Source organism: Streptomyces sp. SCSIO 30461, assembly GCF_037023745.1.
In the GTDB taxonomy this organism is placed as follows: domain Bacteria; phylum Actinomycetota; class Actinomycetes; order Streptomycetales; family Streptomycetaceae; genus Streptomyces.
On the sequence record NZ_CP146101.1, the window covers coordinates 6,198,975 to 6,218,133 of the forward strand.

Here is a 19,159-nt window from a genome sequence, read left to right on the forward strand (position 1 = left end):
CGCGGCCTACGATGTGAGCCCAGCAGACCAGCTCAGCCCCGCCCCCGCCGGAGGAACCATGGCCCCCGCCGCCCCCAAGCCGGAGACCCTCGCCGCATTCGAGGCGGCGAAGGGCTTCATGCCCCTCGGCGAAGGGCTCGCCCTCTACGAGGCGGCGGTGGCGGCCGGGGCGCTCGGGCTGCCGCTGCTTGAGGTGGGCACCTACTGCGGGCGGTCCACGATCCTGCTGGCGGACGCCGCCCGCGAGGCGGGGACGGTGGCGATCACGGTGGACCACCACCGGGGCAGCGAGGAGCAGCAGCCGGGCTGGGACTACCACGACCCGGAGGTCGTGGACCCCGAGATCGGCCTGATGGACACCCTGCCCACCTTCCGCCGCACCCTGCACAAGGCGGGCCTGGAGGAGCACGTCATCGCGGTGGTCGGACGGTCACCGCAGGTCGCCAAGGCATGGGGCGGCAAGCTGGGCCTGGTCTTCATCGACGGCGGACACACCGACGAGCACGCCACCAACGACTACGAGGGCTGGGCGCCGCAGGTGGCCGACGGCGGGCTGCTGGTGATCCACGACGTGTTCCCGGACCCGGTGGACGAATGGACAGGGCAGGCTCCCTATCGCGTCTATCTGCGGGCGCTGGCCTCCGGCGCGTTCAGCGAGGTGTCGGCGACCGAGTCGCTGCGTGTGCTGCGGCGCACGGGACAGGGCGTCTGAGCGCGATGCGTATGCGCGTACTCTGCGGGGCGGTCACCGTCGCGGCGGGCGGCCTGGTCGGCTGCGGTGCGGGCGATGGCGGCGCGGCTCCCGAGCGGTCGGTGCCCGGGTACCCCGCGCCTGCCCTGCCGTCCCGGTCCGCCTCTCTGCCCGGGACCCCGTCCCCGTCCGGGTCCGCGCCACAGGCGGCCCCGCGACCGCTCGCCGGAAAGGTCGTCGTGGTCGACCCCGGCCACAACCCGGGCAATGCCCGGCACACCCGCGAGATCAACAAGCAGGTGGACATCGGCACCGGCCGCAAGGAGTGCGACACCACGGGCACGGCCACCGACGACGGTTACAGCGAGGCCGAGTTCACCCTCGATGTGGCACGTCGGCTGCGCGCCCTGCTGGAGGCGGAGGGCGCGATGGTCCGGCTCACCCAGGACGGGGACCGCCCGGCGTACGGCCCCTGCATCGACGAGCGCGCCCGTATCGGCAACGAGGCGGGAGCCGATGCCGTGGTCTCCATCCACGCGGACGGCTCAGGCCGCGGCAACCGCGGCTTCCATGTGATCCTCCCGGCCGAGGTCAAGCGCGGCGCGGCCGACACAGCGGCGATCGTGGCCCCGTCGCGCAAGCTCGGCGAGCGCGTCGCGGCGTCCTTCGCGAAGTCCACGGGCAACGCACCCGCCAACTACATCAACAATGGAAGCGGGTTGGACGTACGACGAGACCTGGGCGGGCTCAATCTGTCCACCGTCCCCAAGGTGTTCATCGAATGCGGGAACATGCGCGACGCGAAGGACGCGGCGCTGCTGAAGAGCGCGGAGTGGCGGCAGAAGGCGGCGCGGGGACTGGCGGGCGGCCTCATCGCCCATCTGTCCGGCTGAGGCTGCTCCAAGACTCCAGGGCTCCAGGGCTCCAGGGCGGAACAGCGCCCTGCCACACCGCCTGGTGACGGTGCGGCAGAGGCGGGGAGGAGCGCTGACCGCTACCGCGGTCCGGGGCGGTGTCCGTGACCGCGACCCCGAGCGGGTCACCACCGACGACGGTGCCCACGGCGGTGACGGACTGCCGTCGGCTTGACGGTTGGTCACGAGACGCCTCCCGGCAGAACCGAATTCCTGCGGCATGGGGGCGATGAATCGTGACACTTCGCCACAGTTCACAAGGTTGCCGACACGCACGCTGCCGCGCTGAGCGGTGAAACCTCCGTGAATCCCCGATGGAGCCCACTGCATGGGAGGGCGACTTGATCAACAATCAGTCATTTGATCGGAATAAACGAGTCTGGTGCTCCCGCAGCCGGTTATAGGTTGGACTCTATGATGAGGTACCGCACCTCTGTTACCAGCTCACCAGCCCTCAGCTCTGACGCGACAGACGCGATAACCGACGAAGGACCTTTGACGTGAACATCCGCTCCCTCAGTCGAGGCGATGGCGTGGTGATCGGAGCAGCGGTGCTGCTGTTCATCGCCTCGTTTCTGAACACCTCCGAATGCTCAGGCACGGCGTGCGACGTCGTGCCCAACGCGTGGGGGGAAGCCTATTTCCTGGGCTGGGGCACCTTCTTCCTCGGTATCGCCGGGGCCGCGCTGATCATCGTCTCGCGTCTGCTTCCGCAGTCGCAGCCCCGGAAGGTCGCCGGTATCGAGCTGGCCCAGGCCGGTACGGTGCTGACGATCGCCACGGCCTGGCAGCTGCTGATGTGGATGTTCGAGGCCCAGGCGGCGGGCGGCGCGCTCATTCTGGGTCTGATCGCCTCGCTGGTCCTCGCCGGCGCCGCCGTGGCGGGCCCACTGGTCCCCGCGCTCAAGCTGCCGCTGATGCCGGCCCCGAGCCCGGCGGCCCCTCAGCCGTACGGCGCGCAGCCGCAGGCGGGCTACGGCTACCCGGGCGCCCCCATGGGCTCCGGGCAGGGTGGCGGCTACGGCTACCCCGGGGCGGGGGCCCAGCAGTCGCCGCAGCCTCAGCCGATGTACGGCGGCGCGCAGCCGCAGCCCCAGCAGGACGCCACCCCGGCTCCCGCGGGTGACTTCGCCCCGTTCTGGTTCGCGGTGCCCGTGGCCCGCCCGCTGTACGCGGAGGACGGCTCTCCCGTCCCGATCGCCGAGCTGGCGCCCGGCACCTGGTACCTCGCGGTCGAGCAGCGCGGGCCGGCCTTGGTGGCGCAGACGCAGGACGGCCGCCGCGGCGTCCTCCAGGACACCACCGGCATCCAGCGCGGCTGACCGGCCCTCCCTCGCCGCAGTGGCTCCTCACCCTTCCGGGTGAGGAGCCACTGCCATACCCTGACGCTCCATCAGAGGCAGGAATCGGGGAGGGGATGAGAGATGAGGCTCGGACTCGCACTGGGCTACTGGGGCCGCGGCCCCAACCCCGCGCACCTGGAACTCGCCCGCGAGGCTGAGCGCCTCGGCTACCACTCGGTGTGGACCGCAGAGGCCTGGGGGTCCGACGCGTTCACCCCGCTGACCTGGATCGCCGCGCACACCAGCCGTATCCGTCTGGGGACGGCGGTGGCCCAGATGGCGGCTCGGACCCCCACCGCCACCGCCATGCACGCCCTGACCCTCGACCACCTCTCCGGCGGCCGGATGATGCTGGGCCTCGGCCTCTCGGGTCCGCAGGTGGTGGAGGGCTGGTACGGCCGCCCCTTCCCTCGGAGTCCGCTGACCGCCACGCGCGAGTACGTGGACATCATCCGCCAGGTGCTGCGCCGCGAGGGCCCGGTGGCGCTCGACGGGCGCTTCCAGACCCTCCCGTACGGGGGCGACGACGGCACCGGACTCGGCAAGGCGCTCAAGCCGATCACCCACCCGCTGCGCGCCGAACTCCCCGTCCTGCTGGGAGCCGAGGGCCCGAAGAACATCGCCCAGACGACGCGGATCGCCGACGGCTGGCTCCCTCTGTACTGGTCACCGACCCGGACGGACGTCTACCAGGCTTCCCTTGACGAAGCTCCGCCCGGCTTCGTGATCGCCCCGATGGCCCGGGTGGCGGTCTGCGACGACGTGGCGGAGGGGCTGCTGCCGGTCAAGGCGATGCTCGGCTTCTACATCGGCGGCATGGGTCACACGGCCCGCAACTTCCACGCCGACCTGATGGCCCGCATGGGATACGAGGCCGAAGCCCGGCATATCCAACGCCTGTTCGCCGACGGCTGCCGTGAGGAGGCCGTACTGGCCGTCCCGGACGCCTTCGCGGACGAGATCTCGCTGGTGGGCCCGCGCGAACGCATCGCGGAGCGACTGGAGCTGTGGCGCAAGGGCCCCGTGACCGACCTGCTACTGATGTCGCCTGACCTGCGGACGCTGCGCGTGCTGGCGGAGCTGAACGGCTGACCGTACGCCGCGAGGGCCGGCCGGGGTGTCACGGGTCACGTACCTCCCTCGCCTCCCCGCCGGCTTCACCCGTGATTCGGGTATCCGCCACTCGGGTGAACCGGGCCCGGGTTTGGTTCAAAGAGGAACGGCAACCCGGAGTCCATGTCCCCACGACAGAGCAATGGCACGCACCAGGCGGCGAGGATCATCGCCATCGTCGCCGATGTCATGGCCGCCACCATCGGCCTGTGGATCCTCATGTACCTGCTGGACGCCAACCGGACCAACGACCTGGTGCAGTTCCTCCAGGAGACGGCCCGGTGGCTGGCCGGCTGGTCGTACGACCTCTTCACCTTCGACGCCGACTGGGCACGGGTGGTGGCGGGATACGGTCTCGCCGCCCTTGTGTACCTCTTCGTCGGGCACGCCGTGGCGGGACGGCTGCGCCGCTGACGGCACGCCGCCACGGGCCGACCTCAGGCCTGACAGCACTCGGGGTCGAGTCCGCGTGGCAGCCGGTCCCCGCCGAACACCGCGGTGGTCGCCTCGTCTCCCCCCAGGGCGGCCACCGCGAGCAGCAGTGAACCGGCCGTCCAACTGGTGAGTTCCTCGGGCCACACGGCCTTGTCGTCGAAGACATAGCCCGTCCAGTACATACCGCCGTCGGCGCGCAGGTGCTGGATGGACTGGAGGATCTCAAGCGCCCGGTCGGACTCGCCCATCGCCCAGAGAGCGAGGGCCAGTTCACAGCTCTCGCCGCCCGTCACCCAGGGGTTGGGCAGGACGCAGCGGACACCGAGGCCGGGCACCACGAACTCGTCCCAGCGCTCCTCGATACGTTCCTTGGCCTGGGCTCCGGTCACCGCACCGCCGAGCACCGGGTAGTACCAGTCCATCGAATAGCGGGACTTGTCCAGGAACCGCTCGGGGTGGCTGCGGATCGCGTGTCCGAGCGCGCCGGTTGCCAACTCCCAGTCCGGCTGCGGCTCTTCGCGCTCATCGGCGATCGCGAGAGCGCAGCGCAGCGCGTGGTAGACGGAGGAGTTGCCGGTCAGCAGCGCGTCGGTGACGGCGGTGTCGCCGTCCTCGACGGCCTCGCGCTTCCAGCCGATCTGCCCGCCCGGCTGCTGGAGTCGCAGCACGAACTCGACTGCGGCGTAGACGCTCGGCCACATGCGGTCGAGGAACGCGTCGTCGCCGGTGGCCAGGTAGTGGTGCCAGACGCCGACGGCGATGTACGCACAGAAGTTGCTCTCGCGGCTGCGGTCGGTGGGCTGCCCGGCGTCGCCGTCGTGGTACGCCGCGTACCAGGAGCCGTCCGGCAGTTGGTGCCGGGCGAGCCAATCGTAGGCGCGGGCGGCGGCGTCGTGCTCACCGGCCGCGTCCAGCGCCATCGCCGCCTCGGTGTGGTCCCAGGGGTCCAGGTGGTGTCCCCGGAACCACGGGATCGCCCCGTCCTCACGCTGGACCGCACGGATGCCGACGACCGTCTCGGCGGCCTCGGCGGCCGTGAGGACGCCGGGCAGGACGAGGTGTTCGGTCCTCCCCGGTGTGGTCACTGGGCGGCCACCGCAGAGCGGGCAGCCACAGCGGAGCCGGGAGTGTGCGGCTTGGTCGCGTACACCACGAAGCTCTTGCCGATCAGCGGGTTGAGCGCGTTCTCAGCGAGCCGCGTGGCCAGCGGCCTCTTCATGATGTCCCAGACCAGCAGCTTGTGGTACGCGCGCACCGGCAGAGCCTTGTCGTTGTCCACACCGAAGGCGCACTTGAGCCACCAGTACGGGGAGTGCAGCGCGTGGGCGTGGTGGCTGCCGTACGGCTTGAGCCCGGCCTCTCGGACCTTGCCGATCAGCTCTTCCGCCTTGTAGATGCGGATATGGCCGCCCTCCACCTCGTGGTAGGCGTCCGAGAGGGCCCAGCAGATCTTCTCGGGGCCGTACCGGGGCACGGTGACGGCGATCCGGCCGCCCGGCTTGAGCACCCGGACCATCTCGGCGAGCACGCCCTTGTCGTCGTGGATGTGCTCCATGACCTCGGAGATGATCACCACATCGAACGAGTCGTCGGGGAAGGGGAGGTTGAGCGCGTCGCCCTCCATCGCGGTGGCAGTGGCACCGGCCGGCACCTCGCCGGCCTCCTTCATCGCCGCGAACCACTTGGCGACCTCGCGGATCTCCTCGCCGTTCTGGTCGAGTGCGACGACCTGCGCACCGCGCCGGTAGCACTCGAAGGCGTGCCGCCCGGCCCCGCAGCCCAGGTCGAGCACACGGTCGCCCGGAGCGAGCGGAAAGCGGGAGAAGTCGACGGTCAGCACGGAGTCTGCCCTTCCGGATGAGTGACGGCGCCCCGGCGTGGGGCGCGGCTTGCTGTGGCGGTACGGGACGGGCTCGCTGCCGCGGTACGGGACGGACTTGCCGTGGAGATGCGGGACGGGCCCGCGGTCGCGCTCGGCGAGAGGCCCGAGGGGGTCACCGGGCACTCCCGGTGGCCGCCACGGAGGCGGCGTCGGCTTGCCCGGCCCGCTGGTCGCGCCGGGACCGCTGAACCTCGATCGCCTCGCGGTACAGCTCCGCCGTGCCCTGCGCCGCGCGCGCCCAGGTGAAGCGGGCCAGCACTCGCTCGCGTCCGGCGGCACCGATGCGGCGGCGCAGCCCCGCGTCTCCGAGCAGCCTGCCGAGTGCGGTGGCGAGCGCGTCCGCGTCTCCCGGCGGCACCGCGAGGCAGCTTTCGCCATCCGGGCCGGCGACCTCCGGGATCGCCCCACCCGTGGTGGCGACGAGCGCGGTGCCGGTGGCCATGGCCTCGGCGGCGGGCAGCGAGAACCCTTCGTACAGCGACGGCACGCAGGCCACCTGCGCCCCGCGCACCAGGTCCACGAGCTCATCGTCGGAGATGCCCTTGACGAAGCGGACCGCGTCCCCGAGTCCGTGGCGCTCGATCATCCGGGCCACCGGGCCGTCCTCGGCACGCTTGCCCACGACGACCAGATGCGCGTCCGGCCGCTCGGCCCGCAGCTTGGCGAGGGCCTCGACCAGGAAGACCAGCCCCTTGAGGGGCACATCGGCGCTGGAGGTGGTGACGATCCGCCCGGGGACCTCGGCGACCGCGGGATCGGGCGAGAACAGGTCCGTGTCGGCACCGACGTGCACGACCCGCAGCCGCTCCGGGCGCACCCCGAGGTGGTCGATGATCTCCTGCCGGGAACTGCCCGACACGGTGAGGACGGAGGGCAGCTTGCGGGCCACCCGCTTCTGCATCCGCGTGAAGCCGTACCAGCGGCGGACGGAGGCACGGCGCCGCCAGGTGGGCGCCGCGTCGAGTTCGAGCTGCCGGTCGACCGTGATCGGGTGGTGGATCGTGGTGACGAGGGGTGCGCCGATGTCTCCGAGCAGCCCGTAGCCCAGGGTCTGGTTGTCGTGGACGACGTCGAAGTCGCCTCGGCGGGCGGCGAGCAGTCGCCGTGCGCGCAGCGAGAAGGTCAGCGGTTCGGGGAAACCGCCGGTCCACATGGTGGCCACTTCGAGGTGGTCGATCCAGTCCCGGTACTCGCCCCGGCCCGGCGTACGGAACGGGTCGGGCTGGCGGTACAGATCGAGGCTGGGCAGTTCGGTGAGGACCACGCCCTCGTCTTCGTCGACCACGGGGTACGGCTGCGCGCCGATCACCTCCACGGAGTGCCCGAGGCGGGCGAGTTCGCGGGAGAGGTGGCGTACGTACACACCCTGGCCGCCGCAGAACGGGTTGCCCTTGTAGGTGAGGAGGGCGATGCGCAGCGGGCGGTCGCCCGCGCCCCCGGCGTCGGGAGCGGCACCGGTGGCACCGGCAGCGCCTGGACGGGGCCCGGCAGCTATGGCCTCAGCGGTCACTCACGGCCCCCTTCTTACTGCCCCTTTGCCGGACTGCGCTTCTGCCGGAGCGTAACCGCTCGCGCTAATCTAGAACAAGTTACAGACTTGATCGTTCTTGATCGTTCAAGGAGCATCGAATCTACCGGCAGGTAGCCCTGCTGTAAGGCGTGGAACAGGTGATTCGCGCCACGGGTGGCCGCGCTGGCATGCTCTGGAGCATGCCGGGCCGCCCGGAGCTCACGGGGGGACGGGAGATACGCGCAGAGATGATCGCGGAAGCCAGGGCAGCAGCACCAGCGGCCCCGCCCCTGACCGAACGCCAGGAGGCCCGCCGCCGCCGCATCCTGCACGCCAGCGCGCAGCTGGCCAGCCAGGGCGGATTCGATGCCGTGCAGATGCGCGAGGTCGCCGAGGCGGCGGGGGTCGCGCTCGGCACGCTGTACCGCTACTTCCCCTCCAAGGTGCACCTGCTGGTCGCCACCATGCAGGACCAGCTCCAGCATCTGCACACCACGCTGCGTAAGCGGCCTCCGATGGCGGCGAGCGCGGCCGAACGGGTGGCGGAGACCCTGATGCGGGCCTTCCGCGCCCTCCAGCGTGAACCGCACCTCGCGGACGCGATGGTGCGGGCGCTGACGTTCGCCGACCGGAGCGTGAGCCCGGAGGTGGACACGGTGTCGCGGCAGACGACAGCGATCATCCTGGACGCGATGGGGCTCGACGATCCGACCGCGGAACAACTTTCGGCCGTTCGGGTGATCGAGCACACCTGGCACTCGGCGTTGATCACCTGGCTGTCGGGACGGGCGTCGATCGCCCAGGTCAAGATCGACATCGAGACGGTGTGCCGGCTGATCGATGTGACATCGGGCCGGCCCGGCCGGCGGTGACACGAGCGACGGGCGACCTGGCGCACCGCGCCGAAGCCCGTCCGGCGTTCGACGACAGGGGGCTTCGGCGCGGTCCGGTCCCTCACCGCCTTCGTCGGGGCGCCGGCCCCCTTCCGCAGCCGCGGCGCCCATCCACTCCCACTGCCACTGCCACTTCCGAGGAGGCGGGCGGCAGGACTACTCCTCCGGGGGGAACACGGGCTCCCCCGTGTCCGGCAGGGTGATCAGGATCGCCTCCACCGGGCACCCCTCCGCTGCGGCGAGGATCTGCTCGTTCGCGTCCGTGTCCGGCTCCGACGGGTGGGACTGGCGGGCGGAGTCCAGGCGGAAGCCGCCCGGGGCGTGGCTCAGGCACATGCCCGAGCCGATGCACACGCCCCGGTCGACCTCCACATGCCAGCGGTCGCCCATCACCCCTCGCCCTCGTACGAGGCGGGCAGATGGATCATCTTGTGCTCCAGGTAGGAGCCGAACCCCTCGGGGCCGAACTCGCGCCCGAGGCCGGAGTTCTTGTAGCCGCCGAACGGGCCGAGCATGTCCAGGCTGAAGGTGTTGACGTTGTACGTGCCCGTCCTGATCCGGCGTGCGAAGTCGATCCCGCGCTCGACGTCCGCCGTCCACACGCTGCCGCTGAGCCCGTAGTCGGAGTCGTCGGCGATGGCTGCGGCCTCGGCCTCGTCCCCGTATGGCAGCAGGCAGATCACCGGGCCGAAGATCTCCTCGCGGGCGATCCGCATGGAGTTGTCGACACCTCCGAAGAGGGTGGGCTCGACATACCAGCCGCGGTCGAGTCCGGAGGGACGTCCGCCGCCGGTGAGGATCTTGGCGCCTTCCTCCTGACCGATCCTGATGTAGTCGAGCGAGCGCCGCTGCTGGCGTTCGGCCACCAGCGGGCCGACCTGGGTCGCCGGGTCCAGCGGGTCGCCGACCACGAGGGCGCCCGCCGCGGCGGCGAAGGCGTCGGCGATCTCGTCGTAGCGCGTGTGCGGCACGAGGATTCGGGTCTGGGCGACGCACGCCTGGCCGTTGTTCATCCAGGCTGCGGGCACGATGCCCTGCACGGCGGTCTCCGGATCGGCGTCCGGCAGGATGACGGCCGCCGACTTGCCGCCCAGCTCCAGGGTGACACGGCTGAGATTGCGGGCCGCGACCTCCATCACGCGCTTCCCGGCCGCAACCGAGCCGGTGAACGAGACCTTGTCGACGCCCGGATGCCCGACGAGGTATTCGCTGACCTCACGGTCGGCGGGCAGGATCGAGACCACGCCTTCGGGCAACCCGGCCTCGCGGAGTATGTCGGCGAGGATGTACGCGTCCAGCGGGGATTCAGGGGACGGCTTCAGCACCACGGTGCAGCCGGAGAGCAGCGCCGGCGCCAGCTTGGCGGCGGCCACGAACTGCGGGACGTTCCAGGGCACGATGGCGGCGACGACCCCGACCGGCTCACGGCGTACGATGATCGGCCCGAGCACACCACCGCGGCGCTCCTCGTAGGTGAAATCCCGGGCGACGGCGATGGCCGCGTCCCACACCATCATCGCGCCGAGCGCCTGGGCGAGGACGCTCCAGGAGTACGGGGAGCCGTTCTGCGAGCTGATCGAGCGGGCGATCTCCTCGTGCCGCACGGCGAAGGCGTCCTTGATCCTGCCCACCACCGCGATCCGCTCGTCGAGCGTCGTACGCGGCCAGGGCCCTTCGTCGAAGGCACGCCGCGCGGCGGCGACGGCCCGGTCCACATCGGCCTCGGAGGCGTGCGGGACGCGGCCGATGACCTGCTCGGTGTGCGGGGACACCACCTCGATGGTGGCGGTGCCGAGCGGGTCGACCAACTCTCCGCCGATGAACAGCTTTCCGTGCTCGACCAGTTCGGTCATGACGCCGCCTCCCGCGTTGCCGCTGTGCATTTTTGACGCTGCTTCAGAAACTGATACCAGTTCCAGTTGCAGGAGACCAGGCTGCCGCCTGACCTCACGGAATGATCAAGCCGATCGAACTGGTGGTACTCGACTGCGACGGTGTTCCGGTCGACAGCGAGCGCATCGCCGCCCGCGTACAGGCCGCCCTGGGGGCCGAGTCGGGCCGGGCGCTCACCGGGGCCGAGGCGGTGCGGAGGTTCGTCGGCGCTCACATGCCGCCATCCGGGAGCAGATCGCCGTCCTCACCCACGGACCCGGACAAGCCACCTGATGAGTCATCAGCTTTGGGTACAGTGGCTCGACAACCCGTACGGGAGGGGGACGAAGTCACATGACGCAGGTGACGGAACACGGCGGAGGGGTCTGGTCCCTCCGGGTCCCCATCCCCGACAACCCGCTCGGACACACCCTGGTCCATGTCATCGACACCGACCGCGGCCCCGTCCTCGTCGACACCGGCTGGGACGACCCGGACTCGTGGACGGCGCTCACGGACGGCCTGGCCGCGCTGGACATCCCCGTCGGCGACATCCACGGCGTCGTCATCACCCACCACCACCCCGACCACCACGGCCTGTCCGGCCAGGTGCGCGAGGCGTCCGGCGCCTGGATCGCGATGCACGAGGCCGACACCGCCGTCGTACGCCGTACCCGTAGCGCAGAGCCCGGCGTCTGGCTGGGCTACATGACCGCGAAACTCACCGCCGCGGGAGCCCCCGATTCCCATCTGGCGCCGCTGCGGGCGGCTCGCAGCGGCGGCAGGATGCGTACGCCGCCCGGGCTCAGGGCGGCACTGCCCGACCGCGAGATCGTCCCCGGCGAGCTGCTCGACCTCGCGGGCCGGCGGCTGCGGGCGATCTGGACGCCCGGCCACACCCCCGGCCATGTCTGCCTCCATCTGGAGGAGGAGCATCCGTCCGGTCTCCCCGGCCACGGCAGGCTGTTCTCCGGCGACCATCTGCTGCCCGGGATCTCCCCGCACATCGGCCTCTACGAGGACCCGGACGACGCCACCGTGACCGATCCGCTCGGCGACTACCTGGACTCGCTCGAACGCATCGGGCGCCTCGACGTCGCCGAGGTCCTCCCGGCACACCAGCACGCCTTCACGGACGCTGCGGCCCGGGTGCGGGAGTTGCTCGCCCACCACGAGGCCCGGCTCACCGGGCTGCTCGCCCTGCTCGCCACCCCGCTCACGCCCTGGCAGCTCGCCGAGCGGATGGAATGGAACCGCCCCTGGGCCGCGATTCGCCACGGTTCGCGCAACATCGCCGTGTCGGAGGCCGAATCGCATCTGCGGCGCCTCGTGAAGCTGGGGCGCGCGGAGGCGGTGGCGGGCAGCGAGCCGGTGACCTACGTGGCGGTGTGAGCGGTCTCGAAGAACGGCGCCGGTCCTGTACCGGCGGCGGCACCGGGCCCCCGCACCAAGACGAACGGCACCGGGCCCCGGGCCCGTGCGCCTGCGCTCCGGTGTGACCCACGCCCCTGTGACCCACACCCCTGCGGGCTACCTGGGGCCGGACAGTTGTGGGCCGGTAGAGTGAGGGCCGTTGTCATCAGGCCCGCACGAGGGGAAGCCGGTGCGAATCCGGCGCCGACCCTTCCCCTGAGCCACGCGCTCCGCGCGGGCGCGGGGAGTCCCCCATGCCGTCCATCGCCCAGGTAGTAGCGGTGAGCCGGAACGCCTCGTGCCGGGACATGACCGGCTCCTGCCGTCGGGCCTCGTATCCGTCGGCAGAGGCACCGTCGAGGAACACGGGGCCGGAGCACGGCGCCGTTGCGCGCCCGTGCCCGGCTCCCCACAGGAGAGGCACCGCCCGCCATGACCGTCCGCCGCAGCGCAGCCGCGCTCGCCGCCGTTTCCGCCGTGTTCTGCGGCGCCATCGCCGGCTCCCCTGCCGCCATGGCCGCGCCGTCCCCCTCTCCCGCGCCCGCGCTTCCCGACGGGCTGTACGGCGCGGCGGACCCGACGTACGACGGTGTGTGGCGGCAGTCGCTGGCGTTCCTCGCACAGGACGCGGTGAAGACGGTCCCGTCGGACAAGTCGGTGTCCTGGCTGACCGGTCAGCAGTGCGCGAACGGCGCCTTCGCCTCGTACCGCGCCGACGCGGCCAAGCCCTGCGACGCCAAGACGATGCTCGACAGCAACGCCACCGCCGCCGCGCTCCAGGCGCTGACCGCGCTCGGCGAGCACGAGGAGCAGGTGGACAAGGGCGTCGCATGGCTGAAGTCGGTGCAGAACGAGGACGGTGGCTGGGGCTACAACCCCGGGTTCCCCTCCGACGCCAACTCCACCGCGATCGTGATCGGCGCACTCGCCGCGGCCGACGCCCAGCCGGCCGACGTCAAGTCCGCCAAGGGGAAGTCGCCGTACGACTCACTGGTGTCGTTCGCGATCCCCTGTACGGACAAGACGAGCGGCGGGGCGTTCGCCTACCAGCCCGACAAGTCCGGCAAGCTGATCGCCAACGGCGACGCCACCGCCGCGGCGGTGCTCGGCGGGCTCGGCCGCGGCATGATCGTCGACGGGCCCGAGCCGGGCGGCGCCCCGAAGTGCGTCGGCACCGACCCCGCGACACCCGAGCAGTCCGCCCGCAACGGCGCGGCCTACCTCGCCACGGCCCTGGCCAAGACCGGTCACCTCGATTCCGCGCCGATGCCCGGCGCCGCCGACCCGGCACCGCAACCGGACTTCGGCAACACGGCGGACGCGGTCGTCGCACTCTCCGCGGCCGGTCACAAGGACAAGGCCGCCGCCTCCATCACCTGGTTGGAGAAGAACTCGGCCGCCTGGGCCAAGACCGGCGGTCCGGCCGCCTACGCGCAGCTGGTCCTCGCGGCGAAGGCCTACGGCGCCGATCCGCGTCAGTTCGGCGGCGCCGACCTGGTGGACCTGCTGAACGCGACCGGCCCCGCGCCCGCCGCCACGTCCGCGCCGGCCCCGGCCGCCGACACGGAGAACGAGAAGGAGACCGTGGGCGGTGACAACGCCGGGATCTGGTGGATCGTCGGCGCCGGTCTCGCGGCCGGTGTCGGCGCCGGCTTCCTGATCAGCGGTCGCCGGAAGAACAAGCAGTGACCTTGGCGGGGGCGGTCAAGGCAGTGCGGGTACGGTTCGCGACAGCCGTCGCGCTGCTGGCAGGGGCCCTGTCGGTGGCGCTCGTCGCCGGGGCTGCGCCCGCCCAGGCAGCCGGATACCGGTACTGGTCGTTCTGGGTGTCGTCCGGGCCCGAGTGGGCGTATGCCACCGAGGGCCCGGCCACCGCGCGGCCCGCCGACGGTGAGGTCGACGGTTTCCGCTTCGCGGTCAGCGCGGACTCGGCCGACGCGACAAAGCCCCGTACCGCCCCCGACTTCGCGGAGCTCTGCGCCGCCACGCCCGCGAAGCCCGGCACGAAGCGGGTCGGCGTCGTGATCGACTTCGGCACCCCGGAGCACGCCCCCGCCGACGAGGCCCCGCCGATCCCCGACCGCCGCACCGCCTGCGCCCAGGTCGACGCGTCCGCCACCAGCGCGGAGGCACTCGCCGCCGTCGCCAAGCCGCTGCGCTACAACAGCGCGGCACTGCTCTGCGCCATCTCGGGCTACCCGGTATCGGGCTGCGGCGACCAGGTCTCTGGCGATGACACCGCTCCCGCGGCATCCCCGAAGCCCGGAGCGGCGAAGCCCGCCGCCTCGCAGGGCGGCGAGGGAGGCCCGTCGCTGGGCCTCATCGGCGGCGCCGCGGCCGTGATCGCGCTCGGCGGAGCGGCGTTCTGGCAGGCGCGCCGCCGACGCGGATGAAGGTGACGACTCCCGGCACACCGGGCGCCCCCGGCAGGACCAGCGAGTCCGGCCGGTTCGCCGTTCCCAGGCCCCGGCGGCTCCGGCGCCCCGTGCGCGGCCGACTGCCCGGCGCCGGCTGGCGGGCGCCCGAGGCCAACCGGAGCAACGCGCTGCACGCGGGGGCCTGGTGGGTGTGGGCGCTCGGGCTCGCCACCGCGGCGTCCCGCACCACCAACCCGCTGCTGCTCGGTCTGCTGGTCGGCGTCGCCGGATATGTGGTGGCCGCGCGACGTACCGACGCGCCTTGGGCGCGGTCGTACGGCGCCTTCGTCAAGCTCGGGCTGTTCGTCATAGCCATCCGGCTGGTCTTCTCCGCCCTGCTCGGCTCGCCGATCCCCGGAGCGCATGTGCTGGTGACCCTGCCCGAGGTGCCGTTGCCCGACTGGGCGCGGGGCTTCCGGCTCGGGGGACGGGTGACGGTGGAGCAACTGGTCTTCTCGTTCTACGAGGGCGCGAAGATGGCCACGCTGCTGATCTGCGTCGGCGCCGCCAACGCGCTCGCCAGCCCCGCCCGGCTGCTGAAGTCGCTGCCCGCCGCGCTGTACGAGGCCGGGGTCGCCGTCGTCGTCGCGATGACGTTCGCCCCCAACATGGTCGCGGACGTGGCCCGGCTGCGTACCGCGCGCAAACTGCGGGGCCGCGGCACCGGGGGTGTGAAGGCCCTGATCCAGATCGGGCTGCCGGTGCTTGAGGGGGCACTGGAGCGTTCCGTGGCGGTGGCGGCTTCGATGGACGCGCGCGGCTACGGGCGTCGGGCCGCCGTACCGCGTGCCGTCCAGCACACCACCACCGTGCTCACGCTGGGCGGACTGCTCGGGGTGTGCGCGGGTTCGTACGGGCTGCTCGCCGCCGAAGGCGCCGGATACGGGCTGCCGGTGCTGCTGGGCGGTGCCACCGTCGCCACCGCCGGGTTGTGGCTCGGCGGCAGGCGCCAGGTCCGTACCCGCTACCGCCCGGACCGCTGGGGCGCGAGAGCCTGGCTGGTGGCCGGATCCGGCGTGGCGGTCGCGGCGCTGATGGTCTGCGCGGGCGCATACACGCCGGAGGCGCTTCGGCCCGGCGTCGTTCCGCTGACCGCGCCCATCCTGCCGCTGCTGCCTGCAGCCGGGATCCTGATCGGGCTGCTGCCCGCCTTCGTCGCTCCCGTTCCACCGTCCGCTCACAGGAAGGGGGCGTCGTGATCCGCTTCGAGAACGTCTCCGTCACCTACGCCGACCGCGAGACGCCGACCGTCGACGGCATCGACCTGACCGTCCCGGAAGGTGAGCTCGTCCTGCTGGTCGGCCCCTCGGGTGTCGGTAAGTCGACACTGCTCGCGGCGGTCTCCGGGCTGGTTCCGCACTTCTCGGGCGGCACCCTGCGCGGCCGGGTCACCGTCGGCGGACGCGACACCCGCACCCACCCACCACGCGAACTGGCCGATCTCGTCGGCACCGTGGGCCAGGACCCGCAGGCCCACTTCGTCACCGACACGGTCGAGGACGAGTTGGCCTACGGGATGGAGTCGCTGGGCCTGCCCGCCGACGTGATGCGGCGCAGGGTCGAGGAGACCCTCGACCTGCTGGGGCTCGCAGAGCTGCGCGACCGGCCGATCGCCACACTGTCGGGCGGTCAGCAGCAGCGGGTGGCGATCGGGTCGGTGCTCACCCCGCACCCCAGGGTGCTGGTGCTCGACGAGCCGACATCGGCGCTCGACCCGGCGGCTGCCGAAGAGGTGCTGGCCGTGCTCCAGCGTCTTGTGCACGACCTCGGTACGACCGTGCTCATGGCGGAGCACCGGCTGGAGCGTGTGGTGCAGTACGCCGACCGGGTCGTCCTGCTCCCGGGGCCCGGTGCGGCCCCGGTCACCGGCTCGCCCGCCGAGGTGATGGCGCGCTCGGCCGTGCACCCGCCGGTGGTGGCGCTCGGGCGACTGGCGGGCTGGGAGCCTCTTCCTCTCTCCGTACGGGACGCCAGGCGGCGGGCGGGCGAGGCGGGCGGGCTGCGGGAGAGGCTGGTCGGGAAGGCGCCCGCGCGTCACGCCCCCACCGCACCGGCTGCCACTGCCACGGCCTCTGCCGCCGAACGGGTCGCCGGACTCGGACTCGGCCTCGCCGTGTCACCGAAGTCCTCCGGACTGCGGGGCGTGCTCGCCCGGCTGCGGTCCGCGGCTCGCGCACCCGCACCCGCACCCGCACCCGCACCCGCACCCGCACCCGCACCCGCACCCGCACCCGCAGGCGACCCGGATCCCGCCTGCCTCGTCACCACCCGGCGGCTCTCGGTACGCCGTGGCCGGGTGGAGGCGCTGCGTGATGTGCGGTTCACCGTGCGCCCCGGGGAGACCGTGGCGCTGATGGGCCGCAACGGCGCCGGAAAGTCGACACTGCTGGGGACGCTCGTCGGAATGGTCGAGCCCGCGTCTGGCGAGGTGCTCGTCGGAGGCCGCGTACCGCACCGGACCCCCGCCCGTGAGCTGATCCGCGAGGTGGGGCTGGTACCCCAGGAGCCCCGGGACCTGCTGTACGCCGACACCGTGGGCGCCGAATGCGCGGCGGCCGACGCGGACGCGGGTGCCGAGGCGGGGACCTGCCGGGCGCTCGTCTCCGCGCTGCTGCCGGGCGTGCCGGACGGCACGCACCCCCGTGATCTGTCCGAGGGCCAGCGCCTGGCGCTCGCCCTCGCACTGGTGCTCACCGCCCGGCCGCCGCTGATCCTGCTGGACGAGCCGACCCGCGGCCTGGACTACGCGGCGAAGGCCCGTCTGGTGTCCGTGCTGCGCGAACTGGCCGCCGACGGGCACGGAATCGTCATGGCGACGCACGATGTGGAGCTGGCCGCCGAGCTGGCGGACCGCGTGGTGATCGTCGCGGACGGTGAGGTAGTGGCCGACGGTCCGACCACCGATGTGGTCGTGTCGTCACCCGCCTTCGCGCCGCAGGTGGCGAAGGTGCTCGCGCCGGAGCCCTGGCTGACCGTGACCCAGGTGGGGGCGGTCCTGTGACCACCCGGCACCCGCGTTCCGGCCCGTCTGCGTCCGCCCCGTCTGCACCCCGCTCACGTCCGTCCGGTCCCGTGCCCGCGGTGCGGCTCGGGCCGCGCGCCATCGCCGCGCTCGCCCTGGTCAGCGCCGTGGGCGTGGTCGCTTTCGGCTGGCCGCTGCTCGGCGATGCCGGGTCCGGTCTTACGGCGCACGCCCAGGACGCGCCGTGGCTGTTCGCGGCGTTGCTGCCGCTACTGGTCGGTGTGGTGGTCGCGACCATCTCCGACGGACCGGGCGGCGGGGTGGACGCGAAAGCCGTGGCGATGCTCGGGGTGCTCGCCGCGGTGGGTGCCGCGCTGCGTCCGCTCGGCGCCGGGACGGCGGGTCTGGAGCCCACGTTCTTCCTGATGGTGCTGGGCGCCAGGGTGCTGGGGCCGGGCTTCGGCTTCGCGCTCGGGGCGGTCACGATGTTCGCGTCCGCCCTGCTCACCGGTGGGGTGGGGCCCTGGATGCCGTTCCAGATGCTCGCGATGGGCTGGTTCGCGATCGGCGCGGGGCTGCTGCCGGGCGCTGCCCGGCTCCGGGGCCGTGCGGAGCTGCTGATGCTGGCGGGGTACGGTTTCGCCGCGTCCTTCGCGTACGGCACGATCATGAATCTGTACGGCTGGACGATCGTGCCGGGCCTGGCCTCGAACATCTCCTTCCAGGAGGGCGCCCCGGTGCAGGAGAACCTGGTCCGCTTCCTGGTCTACTGCCTGACCACCTCGCTCGGCTGGGATATGGGGCGTGCGGTGCTGACCGCCGTCCTGCTGCTGACGATCGGCGGACCGCTCCTCAAGGCGCTCCGGCGGGCGACGCGGCGGGCCGCCTTCGAGGCCCAGGTCACATTCGAGGGTCCGGGAAACCCGTCTCAGCGGTGAGGCGGCCCACAGGACCAAAGTCCCGAAACTACCCTTCTTCGTAGCCATTGCCCGAGGAAGGGTTTTTTGCCGACACGGGCTATGACCTGCTGATAAAACCGATATGCCCTTTTAGGGACTTCAGTCCTGTACTCACCCTTCCTACTCGTATGTGGTAGGTGAGCCCGGTCACGGCGACGCCCTTCGACCCCCGGCTACAACTGTTCTCGTCGCAAGGCGCCGCAGGGCTTCAAGTCCGGCAGCACAACGGTCCGACCGGGCCCCCTTCGCGACCGCCATGCCCCCGACGTTAGGTATCGCCTTGTCTCGCTCGCTGTTCACCCGCTTCGCCGCCCGCAACAAGTCCGTTGTCGCCGGCACCGCCGTGCTCCTCGGTGCGGCCGGTGCGGTGATGGGGACGACGACGACGGCTTCCGCCGCGCCCTCCGCCCCGAAGGACATCGCCAAGCAGATGATGTCCGCCGCCGAGTTCCAGTGCTTCGACAAGATCGTCACGCACGAGTCCAACTGGAACCACACGGCCACCAACGCCTCCTCCGGCGCCTACGGCCTGGTGCAGGCCCTGCCCGGCGCCAAGATGGCCAGTGCCGGTGCCGACTGGAAGACCAACCCCAAGACCCAGATCGAGTGGGGTATGGACTACATGAAGGAGCGCTACGGCAGCGCCTGTGACGCCTGGAACTTCTGGCAGGCCAACCGCTGGTACTGAGCCACCGGTACTTGGGCCGCACGACCACGGGAGCAGGGCGCGACTGACGTCGCAGGGCCCCGGCGCG

General features: G+C 72.0%; 19 protein-coding genes. 13 read left to right on the forward strand and 6 right to left on the reverse strand.

What is annotated here, in order from left to right; all coding sequences use genetic code 11:
* Positions 1-58: 58 nt before the first annotated feature.
* From V1460_RS27780 to V1460_RS27800, 5 genes are all read left to right on the forward strand, one after another.
* Positions 59-712: a class I SAM-dependent methyltransferase gene (locus tag V1460_RS27780; protein ID WP_338676352.1), complete on the forward strand. Its 654-nt coding sequence runs from the start codon at positions 59-61 to the stop codon at positions 710-712.
* A gap of 5 nt (positions 713-717) precedes the next feature.
* Entirely contained in the window at positions 718-1,584 is an 867-nt protein-coding gene (locus tag V1460_RS27785; RefSeq protein WP_338676353.1) for an N-acetylmuramoyl-L-alanine amidase, read from the forward strand.
* Between the two features lie 521 nt (positions 1,585-2,105).
* Positions 2,106-2,927 carry a hypothetical protein gene (locus V1460_RS27790; protein ID WP_338676354.1) on the forward strand — a complete coding sequence of 274 codons (822 nt, stop codon included), beginning with the start codon at positions 2,106-2,108 and terminating at the stop codon, positions 2,925-2,927.
* Positions 2,928-3,029: 102 nt separating this feature from the next.
* Positions 3,030-4,040 (forward strand): LLM class F420-dependent oxidoreductase, encoded by a 1,011-nt coding sequence (locus tag V1460_RS27795; RefSeq protein WP_338676355.1) that lies wholly within the window; start codon positions 3,030-3,032, stop codon positions 4,038-4,040.
* 144 nt (positions 4,041-4,184) lie between these two features.
* On the forward strand, positions 4,185-4,475 hold the full coding sequence (locus tag V1460_RS27800; RefSeq protein WP_338676356.1) for a hypothetical protein: 291 nt from the start codon (positions 4,185-4,187) through the stop codon (positions 4,473-4,475).
* A gap of 23 nt (positions 4,476-4,498) precedes the next feature.
* Here V1460_RS27800 and V1460_RS27805 read toward each other — a convergent pair whose 3' ends face one another.
* From V1460_RS27805 to V1460_RS27815, 3 genes are all read right to left on the reverse strand, one after another.
* On the reverse strand, positions 4,499-5,581 hold the full coding sequence (locus V1460_RS27805) for a prenyltransferase (protein ID WP_338676357.1): 1,083 nt from the start codon (positions 5,579-5,581) through the stop codon (positions 4,499-4,501).
* Positions 5,578-6,336: a class I SAM-dependent methyltransferase gene (locus V1460_RS27810; RefSeq protein WP_338676358.1), complete on the reverse strand. Its 759-nt coding sequence runs from the start codon at positions 6,334-6,336 to the stop codon at positions 5,578-5,580. The genes V1460_RS27805 and V1460_RS27810 overlap by 4 nt, the downstream gene beginning before the upstream one ends.
* Positions 6,337-6,490: 154 nt before the next feature.
* The gene (locus tag V1460_RS27815) at positions 6,491-7,888 is read right to left on the reverse strand and encodes a glycosyltransferase family 4 protein (RefSeq protein ID WP_338676359.1); all 1,398 of its coding nucleotides are present in this window, start codon (positions 7,886-7,888) and stop codon (positions 6,491-6,493) included.
* Between the two features lie 248 nt (positions 7,889-8,136).
* Here V1460_RS27815 and V1460_RS27820 point away from each other — a divergent pair, with 248 nt between their 5' ends.
* Positions 8,137-8,760: a TetR family transcriptional regulator gene (locus V1460_RS27820; protein WP_338678233.1), complete on the forward strand. Its 624-nt coding sequence runs from the start codon at positions 8,137-8,139 to the stop codon at positions 8,758-8,760.
* Between the two features lie 177 nt (positions 8,761-8,937).
* Here the strand turns inward: V1460_RS27820 and V1460_RS27825 are convergent, their stop codons facing one another.
* Genes V1460_RS27825 through V1460_RS36515 form a run of 3 tightly spaced genes read right to left on the reverse strand, consistent with a single transcriptional unit; the run spans position 8,938 to position 10,888 of the window.
* Positions 8,938-9,171: a ferredoxin gene (locus V1460_RS27825; protein WP_338676360.1), complete on the reverse strand. Its 234-nt coding sequence runs from the start codon at positions 9,169-9,171 to the stop codon at positions 8,938-8,940.
* A complete protein-coding gene (locus V1460_RS27830) occupies positions 9,171-10,634 on the reverse strand; it encodes an aldehyde dehydrogenase (protein ID WP_338676361.1) in 1,464 nt (487 codons plus the stop codon). The genes V1460_RS27825 and V1460_RS27830 overlap by 1 nt, the downstream gene beginning before the upstream one ends.
* Positions 10,631-10,888 carry a hypothetical protein gene (locus tag V1460_RS36515; RefSeq protein ID WP_407077540.1) on the reverse strand — a complete coding sequence of 86 codons (258 nt, stop codon included), beginning with the start codon at positions 10,886-10,888 and terminating at the stop codon, positions 10,631-10,633. Before V1460_RS36515 ends, V1460_RS27830 begins: the two co-directional genes overlap by 4 nt.
* A gap of 119 nt (positions 10,889-11,007) precedes the next feature.
* Here V1460_RS36515 and V1460_RS27840 point away from each other — a divergent pair, with 119 nt between their 5' ends.
* The 7 genes from V1460_RS27840 (at position 11,008) to V1460_RS27870 (ending at position 19,092) form a co-directional block, all read left to right on the forward strand.
* Positions 11,008-12,045 carry an MBL fold metallo-hydrolase gene (locus tag V1460_RS27840; RefSeq protein WP_338676362.1) on the forward strand — a complete coding sequence of 346 codons (1,038 nt, stop codon included), beginning with the start codon at positions 11,008-11,010 and terminating at the stop codon, positions 12,043-12,045.
* 453 nt (positions 12,046-12,498) lie between these two features.
* Complete coding sequence (locus tag V1460_RS27845) at positions 12,499-13,755, forward strand: prenyltransferase/squalene oxidase repeat-containing protein (protein ID WP_338676363.1); 1,257 nt, start codon at positions 12,499-12,501, stop codon at positions 13,753-13,755.
* On the forward strand, positions 13,752-14,459 hold the full coding sequence (locus V1460_RS27850; protein WP_338676364.1) for an SCO2322 family protein: 708 nt from the start codon (positions 13,752-13,754) through the stop codon (positions 14,457-14,459). Before V1460_RS27845 ends, V1460_RS27850 begins: the two co-directional genes overlap by 4 nt.
* Positions 14,456-15,682 (forward strand): energy-coupling factor transporter transmembrane protein EcfT, encoded by a 1,227-nt coding sequence (locus V1460_RS27855; RefSeq protein ID WP_338676365.1) that lies wholly within the window; start codon positions 14,456-14,458, stop codon positions 15,680-15,682. The genes V1460_RS27850 and V1460_RS27855 overlap by 4 nt, the downstream gene beginning before the upstream one ends.
* A complete protein-coding gene (locus tag V1460_RS27860) occupies positions 15,679-17,484 on the forward strand; it encodes an ATP-binding cassette domain-containing protein (protein ID WP_338676366.1) in 1,806 nt (601 codons plus the stop codon). The genes V1460_RS27855 and V1460_RS27860 overlap by 4 nt, the downstream gene beginning before the upstream one ends.
* Positions 17,485-17,564: 80 nt before the next feature.
* Positions 17,565-18,383 (forward strand): ECF transporter S component, encoded by an 819-nt coding sequence (locus V1460_RS27865; protein ID WP_407077541.1) that lies wholly within the window; start codon positions 17,565-17,567, stop codon positions 18,381-18,383.
* A 301-nt stretch (positions 18,384-18,684) separates the two neighbouring features.
* Positions 18,685-19,092 (forward strand): transglycosylase SLT domain-containing protein, encoded by a 408-nt coding sequence (locus V1460_RS27870; protein ID WP_338676368.1) that lies wholly within the window; start codon positions 18,685-18,687, stop codon positions 19,090-19,092.
* The last annotated feature ends 67 nt before the right edge of the window (positions 19,093-19,159 follow it).

Coding starts and splice junctions, on each gene's coding strand:
- V1460_RS27780 (WP_338676352.1), top strand. CDS start 59: ATGGCCCCCGCCGCCCCCAAGCCGGAGACCCTCGCCGCATTCGAGGCG.
- V1460_RS27785 (WP_338676353.1), top strand. CDS start 718: ATGCGTATGCGCGTACTCTGCGGGGCGGTCACCGTCGCGGCGGGCGGC.
- V1460_RS27795 (WP_338676355.1), top strand. CDS start 3,030: ATGAGGCTCGGACTCGCACTGGGCTACTGGGGCCGCGGCCCCAACCCC.
- V1460_RS27800 (WP_338676356.1), top strand. CDS start 4,185: ATGTCCCCACGACAGAGCAATGGCACGCACCAGGCGGCGAGGATCATC.
- V1460_RS27820 (WP_338678233.1), top strand. CDS start 8,137: ATGATCGCGGAAGCCAGGGCAGCAGCACCAGCGGCCCCGCCCCTGACC.
- V1460_RS27825 (WP_338676360.1), bottom strand. CDS start 9,171: ATGGGCGACCGCTGGCATGTGGAGGTCGACCGGGGCGTGTGCATCGGC.
- V1460_RS27830 (WP_338676361.1), bottom strand. CDS start 10,634: ATGACCGAACTGGTCGAGCACGGAAAGCTGTTCATCGGCGGAGAGTTG.
- V1460_RS27840 (WP_338676362.1), top strand. CDS start 11,008: ATGACGCAGGTGACGGAACACGGCGGAGGGGTCTGGTCCCTCCGGGTC.
- V1460_RS27845 (WP_338676363.1), top strand. CDS start 12,499: ATGACCGTCCGCCGCAGCGCAGCCGCGCTCGCCGCCGTTTCCGCCGTG.
- V1460_RS27855 (WP_338676365.1), top strand. CDS start 14,456: ATGAAGGTGACGACTCCCGGCACACCGGGCGCCCCCGGCAGGACCAGC.